The 19,066-nt window shown below is 65.1% G+C and carries 18 protein-coding genes and 1 other RNA gene; 16 read left to right on the top strand and 3 right to left on the bottom strand.

The features are described 5' to 3' along the window. Positions 1-98: 98 nt before the first annotated feature. Genes surE through QRM89_RS04000 form a run of 4 tightly spaced genes read left to right on the top strand, consistent with a single transcriptional unit; the run spans position 99 to position 2,964 of the window. Complete coding sequence (surE, locus tag QRM89_RS04015) at positions 99-878, top strand: 5'/3'-nucleotidase SurE (RefSeq protein ID WP_285447336.1); 780 nt, start codon at positions 99-101, stop codon at positions 876-878. Continuing rightward, positions 875-1,552 carry a protein-L-isoaspartate(D-aspartate) O-methyltransferase gene (locus tag QRM89_RS04010; RefSeq protein ID WP_011036884.1) on the top strand — a complete coding sequence of 226 codons (678 nt, stop codon included), beginning with the start codon at positions 875-877 and terminating at the stop codon, positions 1,550-1,552. Before surE ends, QRM89_RS04010 begins: the two co-directional genes overlap by 4 nt. An 18-nt stretch (positions 1,553-1,570) precedes the next feature. Continuing rightward, positions 1,571-2,185, top strand: a complete 615-nt coding sequence (locus QRM89_RS04005) for a YqaA family protein (protein WP_115555835.1) — start codon at positions 1,571-1,573, stop codon at positions 2,183-2,185. Beyond that, on the top strand, positions 2,182-2,964 hold the full coding sequence (locus tag QRM89_RS04000) for a peptidoglycan DD-metalloendopeptidase family protein (protein WP_042598898.1): 783 nt from the start codon (positions 2,182-2,184) through the stop codon (positions 2,962-2,964). Before QRM89_RS04005 ends, QRM89_RS04000 begins: the two co-directional genes overlap by 4 nt. 206 nt (positions 2,965-3,170) lie before the next feature. On the opposite strand, the gene QRM89_RS03995 is transcribed toward QRM89_RS04000, so the two are convergent. Next, positions 3,171-3,545, bottom strand: coding sequence for an Mth938-like domain-containing protein (locus QRM89_RS03995; protein ID WP_285447335.1), 375 nt, complete (start codon positions 3,543-3,545; stop codon positions 3,171-3,173). A 16-nt stretch (positions 3,546-3,561) separates the two neighbouring features. Beyond that, positions 3,562-3,867 (bottom strand): ribosome assembly RNA-binding protein YhbY, encoded by a 306-nt coding sequence (gene yhbY / locus QRM89_RS03990; RefSeq protein ID WP_011036888.1) that lies wholly within the window; start codon positions 3,865-3,867, stop codon positions 3,562-3,564. A 65-nt stretch (positions 3,868-3,932) separates the two neighbouring features. Between yhbY and rlmE the strand changes: the two genes are divergently transcribed. The 7 genes from rlmE to QRM89_RS03955 all read left to right on the top strand — a co-directional run bounded on the left by rlmE (position 3,933) and on the right by QRM89_RS03955 (position 11,357). Then, on the top strand, positions 3,933-4,565 hold the full coding sequence (rlmE, locus tag QRM89_RS03985) for a 23S rRNA (uridine(2552)-2'-O)-methyltransferase RlmE (protein WP_012438562.1): 633 nt from the start codon (positions 3,933-3,935) through the stop codon (positions 4,563-4,565). Between the two features lie 61 nt (positions 4,566-4,626). Further along, complete coding sequence (gene ftsH / locus QRM89_RS03980; protein WP_016945233.1) at positions 4,627-6,567, top strand: ATP-dependent zinc metalloprotease FtsH; 1,941 nt, start codon at positions 4,627-4,629, stop codon at positions 6,565-6,567. A 312-nt stretch (positions 6,568-6,879) separates the two neighbouring features. After that, positions 6,880-7,782 carry a dihydropteroate synthase gene (gene folP / locus QRM89_RS03975; RefSeq protein WP_285447334.1) on the top strand — a complete coding sequence of 301 codons (903 nt, stop codon included), beginning with the start codon at positions 6,880-6,882 and terminating at the stop codon, positions 7,780-7,782. Next, positions 7,782-8,765, top strand: coding sequence for a tRNA (adenosine(37)-N6)-dimethylallyltransferase MiaA (gene miaA, locus QRM89_RS03970; RefSeq protein ID WP_285447333.1), 984 nt, complete (start codon positions 7,782-7,784; stop codon positions 8,763-8,765). The genes folP and miaA overlap by 1 nt, the downstream gene beginning before the upstream one ends. 76 nt (positions 8,766-8,841) lie before the next feature. Continuing rightward, positions 8,842-9,120, top strand: coding sequence for an RNA chaperone Hfq (gene hfq, locus QRM89_RS03965; protein WP_011036893.1), 279 nt, complete (start codon positions 8,842-8,844; stop codon positions 9,118-9,120). Between the two features lie 11 nt (positions 9,121-9,131). After that, positions 9,132-10,451: a ribosome rescue GTPase HflX gene (hflX, locus tag QRM89_RS03960; protein ID WP_011036894.1), complete on the top strand. Its 1,320-nt coding sequence runs from the start codon at positions 9,132-9,134 to the stop codon at positions 10,449-10,451. A 411-nt stretch (positions 10,452-10,862) separates the two neighbouring features. Further along, entirely contained in the window at positions 10,863-11,357 is a 495-nt protein-coding gene (locus tag QRM89_RS03955; protein WP_016945236.1) for a CinA family protein, read from the top strand. Positions 11,358-11,546: 189 nt separating this feature from the next. Here QRM89_RS03955 and QRM89_RS03950 read toward each other — a convergent pair. Further along, positions 11,547-11,621, bottom strand: a non-coding RNA gene (locus QRM89_RS03950) — sX9 sRNA. Between the two features lie 360 nt (positions 11,622-11,981). Between QRM89_RS03950 and QRM89_RS03945 the strand changes: the two genes are divergently transcribed. The 5 genes from QRM89_RS03945 to recX all read left to right on the top strand — a co-directional run bounded on the left by QRM89_RS03945 (position 11,982) and on the right by recX (position 19,017). Continuing rightward, entirely contained in the window at positions 11,982-14,399 is a 2,418-nt protein-coding gene (locus QRM89_RS03945; protein ID WP_285447332.1) for a TonB-dependent receptor, read from the top strand. 425 nt (positions 14,400-14,824) lie between these two features. Next, entirely contained in the window at positions 14,825-16,501 is a 1,677-nt protein-coding gene (ubiB, locus tag QRM89_RS03940) for a 2-polyprenylphenol 6-hydroxylase (protein ID WP_285447331.1), read from the top strand. Between the two features lie 66 nt (positions 16,502-16,567). Then, complete coding sequence (lexA, locus tag QRM89_RS03935; protein ID WP_115530210.1) at positions 16,568-17,209, top strand: transcriptional repressor LexA; 642 nt, start codon at positions 16,568-16,570, stop codon at positions 17,207-17,209. Between the two features lie 172 nt (positions 17,210-17,381). Beyond that, on the top strand, positions 17,382-18,413 hold the full coding sequence (gene recA, locus QRM89_RS03930) for a recombinase RecA (RefSeq protein ID WP_285447330.1): 1,032 nt from the start codon (positions 17,382-17,384) through the stop codon (positions 18,411-18,413). A 115-nt stretch (positions 18,414-18,528) separates the two neighbouring features. Continuing rightward, positions 18,529-19,017 (top strand): recombination regulator RecX, encoded by a 489-nt coding sequence (recX, locus tag QRM89_RS03925; RefSeq protein WP_285447329.1) that lies wholly within the window; start codon positions 18,529-18,531, stop codon positions 19,015-19,017. The last annotated feature ends 49 nt before the right edge of the window (positions 19,018-19,066 follow it).

Raw genomic sequence — 19,066 nt, 5'->3', positions numbered from 1 at the left:
GTCACAGCGTACCCTGCCCAACCTCAGGCGCAAGCGAAGATCAAGCGAGAAGCGGACGGACGCATCCGGTATCATGGCCGGGTTTTCCGAGGAGTCCCATGCGCGTACTGGTTAGCAACGACGACGGTGTCGACGCCCCCGGCATCCAGATCCTGGCCGAGGCGCTGCGACGCGCCGGTCATGAAGTGATGGTAGTCGCGCCCGATCGCGATCGCTCCGGTGCCAGCAATTCGCTGACCCTGGATGTGCCGATCCGCACCCGCCGCATCGACGCGCAGACCTGCGCGGTTGCCGGCACACCCACCGACTGCGTGCATCTGGCGCTCACCGGCATGCTCGATTACGACCCGGATATCGTGGTCTCGGGCATCAATAATTCCGCCAATCTCGGCGATGACGTGATCTATTCGGGCACGGTGTCTGCTGCGATGGAAGGGCGTTTTCTCGGCCTGCCTGCAGTAGCGGTCTCGCTGGTGACGCAGAATCACGAAGTCCATCATTTCGAGACCGCCGCACGTGCCGCGGTGGAAATCGTGGCGCGGTTGAAGGCCGACCCATTGCCCGCCGACACCATCCTCAATGTCAACGTGCCGGATCTGGCCTGGGCGGATGTGCTCGGTTTCGAAGTGACGCGTCTTGGTAACCGGCATCGGTCCGAGCCGTGCGTGCCGCAGAGCGATCCGCGTGGCCGTACCGTCTACTGGATCGGCCCGGCCGGTCCCGAGCAGGATGCCGGCGCCGGCACCGACTTCCACGCCGTGCGCACCGGGCATATCTCGATCACGCCGATCCACGTCGACCTCACCCGCTACCAGGCGCTGGACACCGTCGCCGGCTGGGTCGGCGGCCTGACCGCTGCGCTGGACGCGCCGGCATGACCCCGCGGCTGCGCCTGCAACCGGAATCGGTGGGGATTGGCATGACCTCGCAGCGGGTGCGCGACCGTCTGGTCGAGCGTTTGCGCGAGTCCGGCATCCAGGACGAGGCCACGCTCAACGCCGTGCGCACCGTGCCGCGTCATCTGTTCATCGATGAAGCGCTGGCCTCGCGCGCCTATGAAGACACCGCGCTGCCGATCGGCCATGGTCAGACCATTTCCCAGCCATGGGTGGTCGCGCGCATGACCGAGGCAGTGCTGCAGGTGGCGCCGAAGAAAGTGCTCGAAGTGGGCACCGGCTCTGGCTACCAGGGCGCGATCCTGGCGGCACTGGGCCTGGAGGTCTATACCGTCGAGCGCATCGGCGATCTGCTGCGCCAAGCGCGCAAGCGCTTTCGCCATCTGGGCATGAACGTGCGCAGCAAGCACGACGATGGCCGGATCGGCTGGCCGGAACACGGCCCCTATGATGCGATCGTGGTCACCGCGGCCGCGCCGGCGCTGGTCGACGCCTTGGTCGATCAGCTGGCGGTCGGTGGCCGGTTGGTGGCCCCGGTCGGTGGCGCCTCGTCGCAATCGCTGGTGCAGCTGACGCGCGGCGCCGATGGCGAGATCGCGCAAGAGGTTCTGGCGCCGGTCACGTTCGTCCCGCTGTTGTCGGGCATGCTGGATTGAACCCATGAGAGTTTCTCGATGAAGATATTCGGGCCGTTGTACGACGTGGCCATCCGTTGGTCCCGCCACCGCCGCGCACCAGCGCTGCTGACCGGCCTCAGTTTCGTCGAGGGCTTCATCTTTCCGGTCCCGCCGGAAGTGATGCTGGCGCCGATGTCGCTGGCAGAACCGCGACGCGCGCTGTGGTTCGCCACGCTGAGCCTGATCGGATCGCTCAGCGGTGCGCTGGTGGGCTATCTACTTGGTCACTTCGCGTTCGCTGCCTTGCAGCCGCTGATCGAGTGGCTGGGCTGGAGCGCGCGCATCGACGAGCAGGTGCAGAACCTGCGGCAGGTGGTGGCCGAATCGCCGTGGAAGGCGTTCTGGTTGCTGGTGATCGTGGGCTTTACGCCCATTCCCTTGAAGATCTTTACCTGGGCCTCGGGCGTGGTCGGCGTGCCGATCCTGCCGTTCATCGCCAGCATGCTGGTGGGGCGCGGCAAGCGCGTGTACCTGGTGGCCGGCGCGATCCGCCTTGGCGGCGCGCGTGCGGAAGCCGCGCTGCACCGCTGGATCGAACCCCTGGGCTGGGTGGCGATGGCGGTCCTGGCGATGGTGGCCGGCTGGCTGGTGTGGAAGGCAACGAACGGATGAGCAGGGCGCAGATGAAATCGGTACGCAAGACAGCGGTGATGCTGGTGGTGGCGGCAGGGCTGACGGCCTGCAGCAGCGCGACAGTGGTGCGCTCGCCCAACTCGGGCAGTGGTGGTGGCGCTTCACGGCCCAGTGCCGCGCCGCGTCCGTCGGTACCGCGTCCCGGTGCCACCGTGACCGTGCAGCGCGGCGACACGCTATATGCGATCTCGCGCCGTACCAATATCACCGCGCCGGACCTGGCTGCCTGGAACGGGCTGTCTTCGCCGAACACGATCTACCCCGGGCAGACGCTCAAGCTGTATCCGCCCGGCGCGAGCAAGCCTGGTGCAAGTGCACCGGTGGCCAGTGGCGGCACCGTGGTTCCGCCGCGCCCGGCCGCACCGATTGCGGCCCCGGTCAGTAGCGGCTTCAGCTGGCGCTGGCCGGCCGACGGCGTGGTGGTGGGGACCTTCGTCACCGGCGAGACCACCAAGCAAGGCGTCGACATTGCCGGTGCCAGCGGGCAAGCCGTGCGCGCCGCAGCCGATGGCGTGGTGGTCTACTCCGGCGCCGGCCTGGTCGGCTACGGCGAGCTGATCATCATCAAGCACAACGACCAGTGGCTGTCGGCCTACGGCCACAACCGCAAGCGCCTGCTCAACGAAGGCCAGAACGTAAAGGCCGGGCAGCAGATCGCCGAGATGGGCCGCAGCGGCGCCGCCCGCGACATGCTGCACTTTGAGATCCGCTACAACGGCAAGCCGGTTGACCCGCTGCTGTATTTGCCTAAGAAGTGAAGCTGGGAATTGGGAATCGGGAATCGTAACGGCCTTGGCTGAGGCGCTACGGTAAGGCGCGAATTCTGCGTTTCACCAAGGGTGCGTTATCCAGCGAAGTGGCATGGCTTGCTTGACAGCGACCAGTGCTTCGGCAGGCTTTGCCCGAATCCCGAATCCCGAATCCCGAATCCCGAATCCCGAATCCCGAATCCCGAATCCCCAACTCACCCGCCTACGATCATCGCCAGCGCCACCCGGCGGCCTTCGCTGGCCAGCACGTTGTAGGTGCGTGCCGCCGCCGCGTTGGTCATGGCTTCCAGGCCGATGCCGCGGGTCAGGCAGGCGGCCAGGACATCCGTAGACGGGAACCGCTGGCGCTCGCCGGTCCCCAGCAGGATCACTGCCGGGCTCAACGCCAGCACGGCGTCCATGTGGGCAGGCTGCAGCTGGTCGAGCGAGGAGACGGGCCAGTGTTCCACCAGCTCGTCGGGCATCAGGATGAAACTCTGCTGCAGAATCTGCTCGTTCACCTTGGCGTGGCGGCCATCGGCCGCGCGTAGCGCGTAGGTGTAGTCGGGGTGTTCCTGGTTCAAAGGCATGGCAGAACTCGTCGGGTCAGCCGCGCGGCAGCACGATCTGGCGCTTTTCCTTGCTGGGGCGGTACAGGATGGCGACATGGCCGATGCGCTGCACCAGCGCGCAGCCAGTGTGTTCGATGATCTCGGCGATCAACGCGTCGCGGGTTTCACGGTCTTCCGCTGCCACCTTCACCTTGATCAGCTCGTGGCGTTCGAGCACGTCTTCCAGCTCGGCCACGAATGCCGGCGTGACGCCCTTGCCGCCGGTCTGCAGCAGTGCTTTGAGATCATGGGCCTGGCCGCGCAGGAAACGGTTCTGGGCGGAGGTTAGAACGATGGACATGCAGGATCGAAAGGAAGCAAAGGGTGTTCAGGGTATCATGGCGGCCCGTTCGGACCCCTTTGCCAATGCCTTCCCGTAGTAAAAGCAGCCAGCGCTGGCTCAAGGAACACTTCGCCGACCCCTTCGTCAAAAAGGCCCAGGCCGAAGGCATGCGCTCGCGTGCCGCCTACAAGTTGGAAGAGCTGCTGCAGCGCGACCGCCTGCTCAAGCCCGGCATGGTGGTGGTCGACCTGGGCGCGGCGCCGGGCGGATGGTCTCAGCAAGTGCGCAAGTCGATGGGTGCGAGCGGCCGGGTGGTGGCGCTGGACATCCTGGAGATGCCGCCGCTGGCCGGGGTGGAGTTCCTTCACGGCGACTTCAGGGAGCAGGCCGTCCTATCGGAGTTCGAGGCCATGCTGGGCGATGTGCCGGTAGACCTTGTTCTGTCGGATATGGCCCCCAATAAGAGCGGTATGGATGCGGTCGACCAACCGCGGATGATGCACCTGGCGGAACTTGCCATGGAATTTGCCGACACCCACCTCAAGGTGGGCGGGGCATTCCTGATCAAGCTGTTCCAGGGTGTAGGGTCCGACGACTACATTCGTGAGCTTCGCCGCCGCTATGAGAAGGTGACGATTCGCAAGCCGGCGGCCTCGCGAAAGCGCTCCGCGGAAGTTTATGTGCTTGGTCAGGGCAAGCGTGCCCAGATCAAGTAAGCTGCCTACGATGATTGTTTTTTCAAGAATAGAAGAGTAGAGGGCACCGGAGCCAATGAGGATGAACGACTTGACCAAGAATCTGCTGCTATGGGTGGTCGTCGCGGTTGTGCTGATGGTCGTCTTCCAGAGCTTCTCGCCGCGCATGGCCGGCGGAGTGGGCCCTGACTCGATCACCTATACCCAGTTCCTGAAGGAAGTGGATTCGGGCCGGGTGAAGTCGGTGGATTACACCGATGAGACCAACTTGGCCGTCAACGCGATCCGCTTCAAGCGCACCGACGGCAGCGAAGCCACCGTCTACGGTCCGCGCGACGACAAGCTGGTCGACGTGCTGTACAGCAAGAACATCGAAATGACCCGCCAGAAGCCGTCCACCGGGCCGGGCTTCTGGTCGCTGGTGCTCAACTTCCTGCCGGTCATCCTGATCATCGGCTTCTGGCTGTTCATCATGCGCCAGATGCAGGGCGGTGGCGGCGGCGCCAAGGGGGCGATGAGCTTCGGCAAGTCGCGCGCCAAGCTGCAGGGCGAAGACCAGGTCAAGGTCACCTTCGCCGACGTGGCGGGCTGCGACGAAGCCAAGGAAGAAGTGGGCGAGCTGGTCGACTTCCTGCGCGATCCCACCAAGTTCACCAAGCTGGGCGGCAAGATTCCGCGCGGCGTGTTGATGGTGGGCCCGCCGGGTACCGGTAAGACCTTGCTCGCCAAGGCGATCGCTGGCGAAGCCAAGGTGCCGTTCTTCAGCATCTCCGGTTCGGACTTCGTCGAAATGTTCGTGGGCGTCGGCGCCAGCCGCGTGCGCGACATGTTCGAGCAGGCCAAGAAGCATGCGCCGTGCATCATCTTCATCGACGAAATCGATGCGGTGGGTCGTCATCGCGGTGCCGGTCTGGGCGGCGGTCATGACGAGCGCGAGCAGACCCTCAACCAGTTGCTGGTCGAGATGGATGGCTTTGAAGGCGGCGAAGGCGTGATCGTGATTGCTGCGACCAACCGCCCCGACGTGCTGGATCCCGCGCTGCTGCGTCCGGGTCGCTTCGACCGCCAGGTCGTGGTCGGCCTGCCGGACGTCAAGGGCCGTGAGCAGATCTTGCGCGTGCACATGCGTAAGCTGCCGCTGGCCGACGACGTCGTGCCGCTGGTGATTGCACGTGGTACCCCGGGCTTCTCCGGTGCCGATCTAGCCAACTTGGCCAATGAGGCTGCGTTGTTTGCCGCACGTGGCAACGAGAAGGAAGTCCGCATGGACCACTTCGACCGTGCACGCGACAAGATCCTGATGGGTGCCGAGCGCCGCTCGATGGCCATGAGCGAGGACGAGAAGACCCTGACTGCATATCACGAGGCTGGTCATGCCATTGTCGGCCGCCTGGTGCCTGAGCATGACCCGGTCTACAAGGTCACGATCATTCCGCGTGGTCGCGCCCTGGGCGTGACGATGTACCTGCCGGAAGGTGACCGCTACTCGATGAATCGCGTGGCGATCGAATCGCAGCTGTGCTCGCTGTATGGCGGCCGCGTTGCCGAAGAATTGATCTTCGGTGGCGACAAGGTCACCACCGGTGCGTCCAACGACATCGAGCGCGCCACCAAGATGGCCCGCAACATGGTCACCAAGTGGGGCCTGTCCGATGAACTCGGCCCGGTGGCCTACGGCGAGGAAGAGGACGAGGTGTTCCTGGGCCGTTCGGTGACCCAGCACAAGAACGTCTCGGATGAGACCGCACGCAAGATCGACGAAGTGGTGCGGTCGATCCTGGACAAGGCGTACAGCAAGACCAAGACCATCCTCACGGAGAATCTGGACAAGCTGCATGCGATGTCGCAGCTGCTGTTGCAGTACGAGACCATCGACGTGCCGCAGATCGACGCCATCATGGAAGGCCGCGACCCGCCGCCGCCAGCTGGCTGGGGCAAGTCCGACAAGGACGGTGGCAACAACAACGACAAGGGTAGCCCGCGTCCGTTGCCGCCGATCGCAGGTCCTGCCGAGCAGCTGTAACGCCTGGTGGTCAGCTGCATGAAACGCGCAAGGCCAGGAGCGATCCTGGCCTTGTTGCATTGTGGTGGATTGAATTGCCAGTCCAATGTCAGTGGCTCCTGCGCCACCGATGGCAAGTGCCGGGATGATGTGCAGAGGCCGATGCGCTGCGCGACAATGCCCGCCCCACGCCAGTGACTAAGCGGGGCTGAGGTTGCCGCTGTCTCAACCACGCGTCACCGCGTTCCGCGACAAGATGCTGCGAGGCGAAATGCGCGCACTGCTGCATGCCAAGTGCGCATGCGGATCCTTCTTCCTGATCGAGAATTGCCGATGTTCGACACCACACCGCAATTGAACTGCGCCGGCCGCCTGCTGCGCCTGGATGGCCCGCAGGTGATGGGCATCGTCAATGTCACGCCGGACTCGTTCTCCGATGGCGGCCAGCACACGACGGTGGACGCGGCAGTGGCCCATGGGCTGCGACTGGTCGCAGAAGGTGCGGCGGTGCTGGATGTGGGCGGTGAATCCACCCGGCCTGGCGCCAGTGCGGTATCGCTGGAAGAGGAACTGCAGCGCGTGATCCCGGTGATCCAGGCCCTGAGCGCGCAGACCGATGTGCCGATCAGCGTGGACACCTACAAGCCCGAGGTCATGCGCGCCGCAGTCGGCGCGGGCGCGGGCATGATCAACGATGTACACGCGTTGCGGTCGCCGGGCGCGCTGGAGGCCGCTGCGGAACTCGCAGTGCCGGTGGTGCTGATGCATGCGCTGAGCGCACCGCACGCGATGCAGGCCGAGCCGCATTACGACGATGTGGTGGCCGAGGTGCATCGCTTTCTGGCCGAGCGCATTTTTGCTGCGGAAATGGCTGGCATCGACAAGCGGCGGCTGATCCTCGACCCCGGATTCGGCTTCGACAAAAGTACCGTGCACAACCTCACCGTGCTGGCGCAACTGCAGCGGCTGCAGGAATTTGGCCTGCCGGTGCTGGCGGGATTCTCGCGCAAGCGCACGATCGGTGAATTGACCGGTCGTCAGGTTGCGGCCGACCGCGTGCATGGCTCGGTAGCCGCGCATCTGATCGCCGCCCAACAGGGCGCGCAACTGCTGCGCGTGCATGACGTGGCGGCGACCGTGGATGCATTGAAGGTATGGCGTGCGGTGGCCGCAATTCCCACCCCGCGCGTGGCAGCACCTGCGGCGCCGACGATTCGCTGGCCGGACGAGGACTGATGGCAGTCGACCAGCGCCCGCTGGCGATCGCCGTGATGGGGCCGACCGCCAGCGGCAAGACGGCACTGGCGATCGAGGCGGCGCAGCGCTGGGGCGGCGAGATCGTCAGTGTCGACTCCGCGCTGGTCTACCGCGGTCTGGACATCGGTGCAGCCAAGCCGGACGCGGCGATGCGTGCGGCTGTTCCTCACCATCTGCTCGACCTGCGCGATCCCTGGCAGGTCTACTCGGCGGCGGAATTTGCCGCTGACGCGCGCACCGCCATGGCGCAGATCGTGGCGCGCGGCAAGATCCCGATCCTGGCGGGTGGGACGGGCCTGTATTTCCGTGCGGCATTGGAAGGGCTGGCGCAGATGCCAGAAGCCGACCCCGCGGTGCGGCTGGCGATCGCTGCTGAAGCCGAGCAGGTGGGGTGGGGGGCACTGCATGCGCAGCTGGCACGGATTGATCCGGTTGCTGCCGCGCGCATCCATGCCACCGACCCGCAACGCATCCAGCGTGCGCTGGAGGTCTACCGCATCAGCGGCAAGCCGATCAGCTACTGGCAGACGCGACCACCGGGGCCGCGAGCGCCGGTGCGGGTGCTCAAACTGGTGCTTGCGCCCCGGCAACGCGCGGTGCTGCATGCACGCATTGCCATGCGCCTGGATGCGATGTTGGCGGACGGCTTTCTGACCGAGGTCGAGCAGCTGCGCGCGTTGCCGCAGATGCGCGCGGTGGCGGCGCCACTGGATTTGCCGGCGGTGCGGGCAGTGGGCTACCGGCAGGCCTGGGAGTATCTGGATGGGGCCGGCAGCCTGGCCGAGTTCCGCGACAAGGCAGTGCAGGCCACCCGGCAGCTGGCCAAGCGGCAACTGACCTGGCTGCGTGGCGAGCTCGACGCACGCTGGTTCGACCCGGAGCGTGATCGCGGTCAATTGGAACAGGCGGTTGCCGGCTTCCTCGGCCAACGGCGCACTATGCAGCAGCCTTCAGCCGTGTAACATCCCGTTTCCGGGACCGGCTGGGGAAAGCAGGGTCGACCGGAATCATAAGAACAATAATGAAGAGGATTTTTCGATGGCCAAGGGGCAATCTTTACAGGATCCATTCCTTAACGCGCTGCGTCGCGAGCGGGTGCCGGTCTCTGTGTATCTGGTCAACGGCATCAAGTTGCAGGGTACGATCGAATCGTTCGACCAGTTCGTGGTGCTGCTGCGCAATACCGTGAGCCAGATGGTCTACAAGCACGCCATTTCCACCGTTGTTCCGGCGCGCAACGTGCGCGTGGGCCCGGGTGGCGGCTATGTGCAATCCAATGAAAACAACCAGGCGGAAGATGACGACGTCGAGCAATGATGGAGTAGTGCGTGTTTGATCGCTCACGCAAGGGTGAACACGCGTTGTTGATTCAGACCCACTCCGGTGGGCCTGCCGAAGAGGATGTGCTGGAGGAGTTCGCCGAGCTTGCCAAGTCGGCGGGCGCCACGGTAGCGGCCACGCTCACCGCGCGCATCGATAAACCCAGCCCGTCGACATTGATCGGCAGCGGCAAGCTGGAAGAGGTCAAGGCTGCGGCCGAGGCCACCGGCGCGGATCTGGTGCTGGTCAACCACACCTTGTCGCCGGGCCAGGAGCGCAACCTCGAGCGGTATCTGGAGCGGCGCGTGATCGACCGCACCGGGCTCATCCTGGATATCTTCGCGCAACGCGCGCGCAGCCACGAAGGCAAGTTGCAGGTGGAACTGGCGCAGCTGCGCCACATGGCCACGCGCCTGGTGCGCGGTTGGACTCACTTGGAACGTCAGCGCGGCGGTGCGATCGGTCTGCGCGGCCCAGGCGAAACCCAGCTGGAAACCGACCGCCGCCTGCTGCAGAAGCGTGTGGAACAGTTGCAGAAGCGGCTGGAAAAAGTCGAAGTGCAGCGTACCCAGATGCGTCGTGCGCGCATGCGCAGCGAATTGCCGCGGATTGCGCTGGTGGGCTACACCAATGCCGGCAAGTCCACGCTGTTCAATGCGTTGACCGGCGCCGATGCCTACGCGGCCGACCAGCTGTTCGCCACGCTCGACCCCACGGTGCGGCGCATTGCCTTGCCAGGCGGCAGCGCGGTGCTGGCCGACACGGTGGGCTTCGTGCGGGATCTGCCGCACGAACTGGTGGCTGCATTCCGGTCGACCTTGTCCGAAGCGCGCGATGCGGATCTGCTGTTGCATATCGTCGATGCGGCGGACCCGTTGCGCGAAGAACGTATCCATCAGGTCGATGAGGTCTTGCAGGCCGTCGGTGCAGGCGATCTGCCGCAGCTGCTGGTGTTCAACAAGATCGACAAGATCGAGGGCGCCGAGGTGCGCCATGACGCGCAGGACGGCATCCCCGACCAGGCACGTCGTGAGCGCGTCTGGATTTCTGCGCGTGATGGACGTGGCCTGGAAGAACTGCAGCGTGCGTTGGGCCATCGGCTGGACCTGCGCCACATCACCGGTTCGCTCCGCTTGCCGGCCTCTGCCGGGCGCCTGCGCTCCAAGCTGCATCAGCTAGAAGTGATCCGTAGCGAGCAGGTGGACGAGGAGGGCTGGTTGCTGGAAGTCGACTTGCCCTATGTCGAAGCCGAACGTCTGGCCGCCGGCGAAGACGGTGCACCGCTGCGCGCGTTGCTGCCCGATCGCCGTGAGGACTGGGAGACCTGATGCATGACGGTGCGGCCGCTGCAATGCGGCCGCTCCGGCATTGCATGTCATCCGTTGTTCCCGCGGCATCGCGTAACGCGCGTGTACTGCATGCTGGCGACCGAGGGAGTCTGTTAGCGGCAGATCCACCTTCCTGTGGTCGCTTGCGGCCTGGCAATGCGCATCGAGCACACGCGGCGGAGAATCTCGCAATAGAGCTATGAGCGTGTCTGCGGCTAGCAGGCAACGTGCTTGGTCGAGTGACTCGGTAGCTATTCCTTATCTGGTGCAGCCCGCGCGGGGGCAGTAGCGACGCGCTGTGCGCATCTAGCCACTGAACCGCGACCGCCCAGTAACCTGTCCTGTGCTGGTCTCACCGCAGACATTGGCGATGAATTGGGCTAAAACGTCGATTCCCCACACGCCGTGCCTATGTCCATGTCCACCGATTCCGAATTGCAGCAGCTGTCCGAGGTGTTGGGACAGCAGTTGCTTGCCGCGCGCGAGCGCCTGGTCACCGCCGAGAGCTGCACCGGCGGCTGGATCGCCAAGGCGGTGACCGATGTGGCCGGCTCCTCGCACTGGTTCGAGTGCGGCATGGCCGCGTACAGCTATGAGGCCAAGCAGGCCTTGCTCGGCGTGCGGCCGCAGACGCTGGAAGTACATGGTGCGGTGAGTCGCGAGACAGTGATCGAGATGGTTTCCGGCGCGCTGGTCAATTCCGGTGCCAGCATCGCCGTCGCGGTGACGGGCATTGCCGGGCCCGGTGGCGGAAGCGACGACAAGCCAGTCGGGACGGTCTGGATCGGCTGGAAGCGGCGCGGCGGCTACGCCACTGCGCAGTTGTTCCATTTCAGCGGCGACCGCGACGCGGTACGTCGGCAGACGGTGGCCGCTGCGCTACGTGGCCTGAGCGCCCTGCTTTAGCACGCGCATGCACACTGCTGCACGGCGCGCTGCTTTGTAGGTGCTGCAGGCACGCGCTGCGACGCCGTCATCCCGGAAGTGTTGAATACCCTGCAGTTGTAAGGCCGCGCCTCAGCGCGAGAGGCCGTTCGCGTTGCATGTAAGCAGCGGCAGTACCGCATCCTGCGAGGTCACGACCGATCTAAGAGTGGCTGACAAAACGTAGCAAGCAATTGGCAGGCGAGCTCGGACGGCGCATAGGATCCGGAGTGTAAGGCTGCACATGAGAATTCCAAGCGCCGGCCACGCTCACCTGTCGGCCGAGTAGTCGTGTTGATCGCTGCTGTAAACCGCGGCCGTGCTCACACAAGCGAGCACGGAGTCGCCTGGCGTTCGTCGCGCGAGCGATGGATTCGGTCATGCGCCCACTGCGTAGATGCGCGAACGGTAGCGTCGCTTGCGACACATCTCGCGGCCGTCGCCGCATGATGCAGTCGCAGCGTCTCACCGCCGGGGAACCCAATGCATATCGACCATCGACGCGGTGGCAGGCTTGCGCTTGCCATCTTCGTAGCGACGCACGCGCCCTGGCTGTACGCACAAGCGCAGAGTGACGCGCCTGCCGAACGCACGGAACCAGCGACCTTGGCCGCCTTGACGGTCACTGCGCAGAAACGCGAAGAAGCATTGCAGGACGTGCCGATCATCGTTTCGGTGCTGCCCGAGCAACTGCTGCTGGACAACGGCGTCCACGACATCAAGGATTTGCAGGTGCTGGTGCCGGGATTGATCGTCACCAGTACCCAAAGCGCCGCGCAAACCACTGCACGTATCCGCGGCATCGGCACGGTGGGCGACAACGCAGGCCTGGAATCTTCGGTGGGCGTGGTGATCGACGGGGTGCCGCGTGCGCGTAACGGTGTGGGGTTCTCGGACCTGGGCGAGCTGGAACGCATCGAGGTGCTGAAGGGTCCACAGGGCACTGTATTCGGCAAGAACACCTCGGCCGGCGTCATCAATGTGGTGACGCGCCGCCCCAGCTTCACGCGCAGCGCGGAAGCGGAACTGACGGCCGGCAACTACGGAGCGTTCGGTCTGGCTGCGGCATTCAACGATGCATTGGGCGAGACCAGCGCACTGCGTGTCTATGCCGCCAAGCGCCGCCGCGACGGGTTTGAAAATGTCGTGACTGGTGCCGGCCCGCGCACGGCGACCGACGACGGCGACCAGAATCTGGAGACCGGCCGCATCCAGGTGCTGTGGGAGCCGTCGCATGATCTGGCCATCAATATCGCGGCCGATGCCACCAATCGCGACGAGAACTGCTGTGTCACCGTCACCACCGAGCGTGGGTCGACCGCTGCGATCCTCAACGCACTGACGCCGGGCGGGCAGGGCACCATCGGGCAGGGGGATCCATCCCGGCGGCTGGCCTACAGTAATCGCAGCACCGCGCAGGACATTCGCGACCGTGGGGTGTCGGCGCAGGTGGACTGGACCACGCCCTGGCTGGGCGCGCCGGTGCTGACGTCCATCACCGCGTTACGCGACTGGACCTCGGTCAACGGCCTGGATTTCGATTTCAGCGCCGCAGACGTGCTGTACCGCGCACCGCAGCAGGATGAAATGCTCACCGGCTTCAGAACCTTCAGCCAGGAGCTGCGGCTGGCCGGTTCGAGTGAGCAGCTGGACTGGATGGTGGGCGCGTTTTACGCCGACGAAACCGTGCATCGCAACGAGTCGTACCGCTTTGGGGCTGCCTACGAGCCGTACCTCTCCACGGCGCTGCTGGGACGCATCAATCCGGCGCTGGCCGCACGTGCGGATGCACCGCGCTTTCTCGCCGATGCCACCGGCCTGCCTACCGGTTCGCTGTTTCGCGGCCAAGGCAGCCAGGACCGCTTCCGCCAGGATGGCCGGAGCGTTGCGGTGTTCACCAACAACACCTGGCATGCCACCGATGCGCTGGATGTGGTGGTTGGGCTGCGCTACACCTACGAACACAAAGCGCTGGCTTCCTCGTTCGAGAATCCGGACGGCAGCCCGGCCTGCGCGAGCTACTTCGCCGCGAACGGGCAGCTGGATCCGGCTGCGGCGCGACGCATTGGTGCGGCGCTGACTGCGCGTGGCGTACCGGCAGCAGCCGTTCCGAGCATCGCTCCGCAAGTGGTGGGCTTTACCTGCCTGCCGTGGAGCAACGTGGCGCATGACGGCCGCAGGACCCAGCAACAACTGACCGAGCGCGAATGGTCCGGCACTGCCAAGCTGGCGTACCGCTGGAACGACGCGCTGATGACGTATGTGTCGGCGGCGCGCGGTTACAAGGCTGGCGGCTTCAACCTGGACCGCGTGCAATCTGCCGACGGTTTGTCCACGGGCGTGCAAGGCATCGTGCCGGTGGACGACACCGCCTTCCCGGGCGAGTTCGTCGACAGTTACGAGCTTGGCGCCAAGACCACCTGGCTGGGTGGCAACCTGCTACTGAACGCCGCGTTGTTCTACCAGGATTTCAGCGACTTCCAGCTCAATAATTTTCTGGGCACCAGCTTCGTGGTGCGCGCCATTCCCACGGTGATCTCGCAAGGCGTGGACGCGGAAGTGCTGTGGCAGACCGGGTTGCCCGGCCTGATGCTGCAAGGTGGCCTCAGCTATACGGATACCGCCTACGGTCAGGACCGCCTGCCCGATGCGGACCTGGCATTGCTGCCCGGCAGCCGCACGAGTTTTGCGCCGCGCTGGTCTGGCAACCTGGCGCTGACCTACGAACACGCCATCGGCAGCCAGCTGATCGGTCGTGCCAATCTGGGCGCCAAGTACAGCTCCGATTACAACGTCGGCACCGACCTGGATCCGCAGAAGCTGCAGCCGTCCTACACCATCGTGAACGCGCGATTGGGCATCGGCGCCAGCGATAAACGCTGGCAACTGGAAGCCTGGGCGGAGAATCTTGGCAATGTGACCTATCGGCAAGTGGCCATCGATGCGCCGCTGCAGGCCGGCTCGTGGAATGCATTTTTGGGTGCGCCGCGCACCTTCGGTATGACGCTGCGCTTGCGTTACTGAGATAGGTGCAGCGCCCGCCTGCGCGCGCTTCCGCGCTGCATGGCCTGGGTGAATCCAGGGGCTGGGTGCGGCGTCTGCTTCAGGTGCGCAGGCGACAGATGCGGGCGGATCGGCTACAAACGTACATCGTTCCTGTGTGCATGACCCATGCGTTTGTCTCCTGCTTTCTCCTTGCGCGCGCTCGTCGCGCAGTCGCTCGCCACGGGCCTGCTGCGTCCCAGTGCGCGCACGCGTGTGCCGCAGCATGCGCCTCGCTTTCAACAGTCTGTGTGGATGGCACTGCGTGCTGATGCTGTGGGGTCCGCGCTGCTGATCGCTCCGCGTACGCGCGCGGCCGCTGCGTTATGGCGAGTCAACGTGCAGGGCAGTGTCCAGGCATCTGCGTCGCTGCGTTGCGCGATCGCTGCGTCGCAAGGAGCGCGCTGATGTGGGAAGCACTTGGCACCGTCCGTGACCTTGGGCGCCTGCAGGAAATTGCATCCGTCCTGATCCGCTATGGCTTCGGCGATGTGGTGCGGCGGATCGGCCTGGCCGACGTGCTGGAGCGTGCGGGCCGGCTGTTGCACTGGACCAATGCCGAAGGCCGTCTGCGCATGTCCGCGGCCACCCGCGTGCGTCGCGCGCTGGAAGAGCTCGGTCCAACCTTCGTCAAGCTGGGGCAGGTGCTGGCCACGCGCGTGGATCTGTTGCCGCCAGACTGGATCGAGGAACTCGGCGAGCTGCAGAACGCGGTGCCGGCGCTGCCGTTCGAACACATTCGCCCGCAGTTGGTGGCTGCGCTGGGAATGGAGCCGGAGCAGGTCTTCGCCCGGTTGGATGAAGAACCGCTGGCGGCCGCATCGCTGGCGCAGACGCATCGCGCCTGGCTGGCCGACGGCACCGCGGTGGTGCTCAAGATCCGGCGCCCCGGCATCGGCGACACCATCGATGCCGACCTGCGTCTGCTCGCACGGCTGGCCGAAATCGTCGAAACCCGCGCGCCGGATCTGAAGCGGTATCGCCCCGCCGAAGTGGTACAGCAGTTCACGCTGTCGCTGCGCCGCGAGCTCGATTTCGCCGCCGAGTGCCGCAATGCCGAGCGCATCGCCACCAATTTCGCCAACGATCCACAGATCCTCATTCCCGCCGTGCATTGGGAATGGACCTGCGAGTCGCTCAACGTGCAGGACTTCGTCGACGGCATTCCCGGGCGCGATCTGGTCGCAGTGGATGCCGCCGGCCTGGACCGCAAGGCGCTGGCACGCACCGGCGCCGGCATCGTGTTGAAGATGGTGCTGCAGGACGGCTGTTTTCATGCCGATCCGCATCCCGGCAATATTTTCTATCTGCGCGACGGGCGCATCGCGGTCATCGACTTCGGCATGGTCGGGCGCATTTCCGAACAGCGCCGTTTCCAGGTCGCGCAGCTGTTGCACGGCATGGTGAGCTACGACGCCGAGTCGGTGATCGACGTGTTGCTGGAATGGGCCGGCACCAGCCTGGACATCGACGAGCCGCGCCTGCAACAGGACATCGGCGCCTTCGTCGACGCCTATCGTGGCGTACCGCTCAAGGAACTGCGCATCGGCGCGATGCTGGGCGATGTCACCGCGATCCTGCGCGATCATGGGCTGACGTTGCCATCGGACCTGGCGCTGATGATCAAGGCCTTCCTCACCCTGGAAGGCATGGGGCGCCAGCTCGATCCGGATTTCGACATGGCCAGCGAAGCGCGCCCGTATCTCGAACGCGTGGTGCTGCAGCGGTATGCGCCCAGCGCGATGCTGCGGCGTGGCCGGCGCACGGTGACCGGGGCGATCGACCTGATCGGCGATCTGCCGCGTGATCTCAAGCGGCTGATCCAGGCCGCGCGTCGCGGCAAGCTGCAGCTGCACGTGGAAACGCGAGCCTTGCGCGAATTCGGCGAGCAGGTCGACCGCGCCGCCAACCGCCTCACCATGGGAATCGTCACCGCCGCGCTGGTGATTGGCTCGTCGATCGTGATGAACAGCGTTGGCGGCATTGCCAGCCGCTGGCTGCTGGCGCTGGGCGTCAGCGGGTTCATTGGCGCGGCCTTGTGCGGGGTCTGGATCCTGTTTTCGATCTGGCGCAGCCGCCGCTGACGCGGTCCCTGCGGCGGGGCAAGCAATCGCTTGCGCGCACGGTCGTTAGTAGTAATACTACTAATCATGGACCTGACCGATACCCAGCAAGCAATCCTCGCCCTCATCGCCGAGCGGATCGAGACCGATGGCGTACCGCCCTCGCAGACCGAGATCGCGCGGGCATTCGGCTTCAAGGGCGTGCGCGCCGCGCAATACCATCTGGAAGCGCTGGAGCAGGCCGGCGCCATCCGCCGCGTGCCGGGCCAGGCGCGTGGTATCCGGCTGGCCGGCGCCGCTGCGCACGCCAGGGCCGCCCCTGCAGAGGAGCAGGTTCGTGATGATGTGCTGCGCTTACCAGTGCTGGGGCGCGTGGCGGCCGGGTTGCCGATCGGCGCCGACATCGGGTCGGACGATTTCGTGGTGCTGGACCGGGTGTTCTTCTCGCCATCGCCGGATTACCTGCTCAAGGTGCAGGGCGATTCGATGCGCGACGAAGGCATCTTCAACGGCGACCTGATCGGTGTGCATCGCACCCGCGACGCCCGCTCGGGGCAGATCGTGGTGGCCCGGATCGACGAAGAGATCACGGTCAAGTTGCTCAAGATCGGTAAGGATCGCATCCGGCTGCTGCCGCGCAATCCGGACTACGCGCCGATCGAAGTGCTGCCGGATCAGGATTTCGCCATCGAGGGCCTGTATTGCGGCCTGTTGCGGCCCAACCGTTGAGCACTGCGCCGATGCATGCGCTGGCCGTTTCCCGAGCCGGTAGCGCAGAATTTCCTGCTGCCGCCACCAGGTTGGCCTCCCTAATCTAAGTGTGTCGCAGGCAGTCTCAGTCCGTGCGATACACCGCCGCTACATTAGCCCCATACCGAAATCACTGACGAGGATCACCCAGATGGATGAGAACAAGAAGCGCGCCCTTTCCGCCGCCCTGAGCCAGATCGAAAAGCAATTCGGCAAAGGCTCGGTGATGCGCATGGGCGACCGGGTCATCGAGGCCGTCGAGGTCATCCCGACCGGTTCGCTGATGCTGGACATCGCACTGGGGATCGGCGGCCTGCCGAAGGGCCGCGTGGTCGAGATCTACGGGCCGGAATCCTCGGGCAAGACCACCCTGACCCTGCAGGCCATTGCCGAATGCCAGAAGCTGGGCGGCACTGCGGCCTTCATCGACGCCGAGCATGCGCTGGACCCGATCTATGCCGCCAAGCTGGGCGTTAATGTCGATGACCTGCTGCTGTCGCAGCCGGATACCGGTGAGCAGGCGCTGGAAATCGCCGACATGCTGGTGCGTTCGAGCTCGGTGGACATCGTGGTGATCGACTCGGTTGCCGCGCTGACCCCGAAGGCCGAAATCGAAGGCGAGATGGGCGATCAGCTGCCCGGCCTGCAGGCCCGTTTGATGAGCCAGGCGCTGCGCAAGCTCACCGGCAACATCAAGCGCTCCAACACGCTGGTGGTCTTCATCAACCAGCTGCGCATGAAGATCGGCGTGATGATGCCGGGCCAGAGCCCGGAAGTGACCACCGGCGGCAATGCGCTGAAGTTCTACGCCTCGGTGCGCCTGGATATCCGCCGCATCGGTGCGATCAAGAAGGGTGACGAGATCATCGGCAACCAGACCAAGATCAAGGTGGTCAAGAACAAGCTGGCGCCCCCGTTCAAGCAGGTCATCACCGAGATCCTGTACGGCGAAGGCATCAGCCGCGAGGGTGAGCTGATCGATATGGGTGTGGAAGCCAAGCTGGTCGACAAGGCAGGCGCCTGGTACAGCTACGGTGATGAGCGTATCGGCCAAGGCAAGGACAACGCCCGCGGGTATCTGCGCGACAACCCGCAGGTGGCGATCAAGCTCGAAGCCGAGCTGCGCGAGAAGTTCCAGCCCGCCGAGGCGCCGCGGGAAGCCGGCGAGACCGAGAACGAGTGAGTTTTCCCTATCGCGGGGACGGCGGAGTCAGTGCCGTCGCTCCTCGCGGTAGTCCTATCGAAAGCCAGGAGGGCGGGCGCCACGGACGGCGCATTTATCTTCGGGACACGTCACGATGAGTGAGCAAGCGCCCGCACCGAAGCGGGGACGTCGGTTCAAGGAACAGACGCCGGTCCAACGTGCACTGGGATTACTGGTGCGCCGTGAACATTCCAAAAAAGAGTTGAGCCGCAAGTTGCAGGCGCGTGGCATCGAGCCCGAGGCCGCACAGGCGGCCGTTGAGCGGCTCGCAGGCGAGGGCTGGCAGGACGACGTGCGCTTTGCTGCCTCGGTGGTCCGTAACCGGGCCAGTTCGGGGTATGGGCCGTTGCATATCCGCGCAGAACTCGGAACCCATGGCCTGGATAGCGACGCGGTCAGTGCGGCGATGGCGACGTTCGAAGGGGACTGGGCCGAGAACGCACGCGATCTGATCCGCCGCCGTTTCGGTGAGGATGGGCCGGTTGACCTGGCACAGCGGCTCAAGGCCGCCGACCTGCTGGCGCGGCGCGGCTTCGATGGCAACAGCATTCGGCTGGCAACACGCTTCGACCTTGAGGACTGAGGGCGTCAGGCCTGCTACCCTTCGTGGTTTCAGGTTGTTCCGCCCCTCT

Source organism: Xanthomonas sp. LMC-A-07 (genome assembly GCF_030208825.1).
GTDB lineage: Bacteria > Pseudomonadota > Gammaproteobacteria > Xanthomonadales > Xanthomonadaceae > Xanthomonas > Xanthomonas campestris.
The sequence above is the reverse complement of the archived record's forward strand: the minus strand, read 5'-3'. Positions and strand labels throughout refer to the sequence as shown.

Coding starts and splice junctions, on each gene's coding strand:
- QRM89_RS04010 (WP_011036884.1), top strand. CDS start 875: ATGACCCCGCGGCTGCGCCTGCAACCGGAATCGGTGGGGATTGGCATG.
- surE (WP_285447336.1), top strand. CDS start 99: ATGCGCGTACTGGTTAGCAACGACGACGGTGTCGACGCCCCCGGCATC.
- hfq (WP_011036893.1), top strand. CDS start 8,842: ATGGCCAAGGGGCAATCTTTACAGGATCCATTCCTTAACGCGCTGCGT.
- QRM89_RS03955 (WP_016945236.1), top strand. CDS start 10,863: ATGTCCATGTCCACCGATTCCGAATTGCAGCAGCTGTCCGAGGTGTTG.
- ubiB (WP_285447331.1), top strand. CDS start 14,825: ATGTGGGAAGCACTTGGCACCGTCCGTGACCTTGGGCGCCTGCAGGAA.
- folP (WP_285447334.1), top strand. CDS start 6,880: ATGTTCGACACCACACCGCAATTGAACTGCGCCGGCCGCCTGCTGCGC.
- yhbY (WP_011036888.1), bottom strand. CDS start 3,867: ATGTCCATCGTTCTAACCTCCGCCCAGAACCGTTTCCTGCGCGGCCAG.
- miaA (WP_285447333.1), top strand. CDS start 7,782: ATGGCAGTCGACCAGCGCCCGCTGGCGATCGCCGTGATGGGGCCGACC.
- QRM89_RS03995 (WP_285447335.1), bottom strand. CDS start 3,545: ATGCCTTTGAACCAGGAACACCCCGACTACACCTACGCGCTACGCGCG.
- recX (WP_285447329.1), top strand. CDS start 18,529: ATGAGTGAGCAAGCGCCCGCACCGAAGCGGGGACGTCGGTTCAAGGAA.
- recA (WP_285447330.1), top strand. CDS start 17,382: ATGGATGAGAACAAGAAGCGCGCCCTTTCCGCCGCCCTGAGCCAGATC.
- rlmE (WP_012438562.1), top strand. CDS start 3,933: ATGCCTTCCCGTAGTAAAAGCAGCCAGCGCTGGCTCAAGGAACACTTC.
- lexA (WP_115530210.1), top strand. CDS start 16,568: ATGGACCTGACCGATACCCAGCAAGCAATCCTCGCCCTCATCGCCGAG.
- QRM89_RS04005 (WP_115555835.1), top strand. CDS start 1,571: ATGAAGATATTCGGGCCGTTGTACGACGTGGCCATCCGTTGGTCCCGC.
- ftsH (WP_016945233.1), top strand. CDS start 4,627: ATGAACGACTTGACCAAGAATCTGCTGCTATGGGTGGTCGTCGCGGTT.
- QRM89_RS04000 (WP_042598898.1), top strand. CDS start 2,182: ATGAGCAGGGCGCAGATGAAATCGGTACGCAAGACAGCGGTGATGCTG.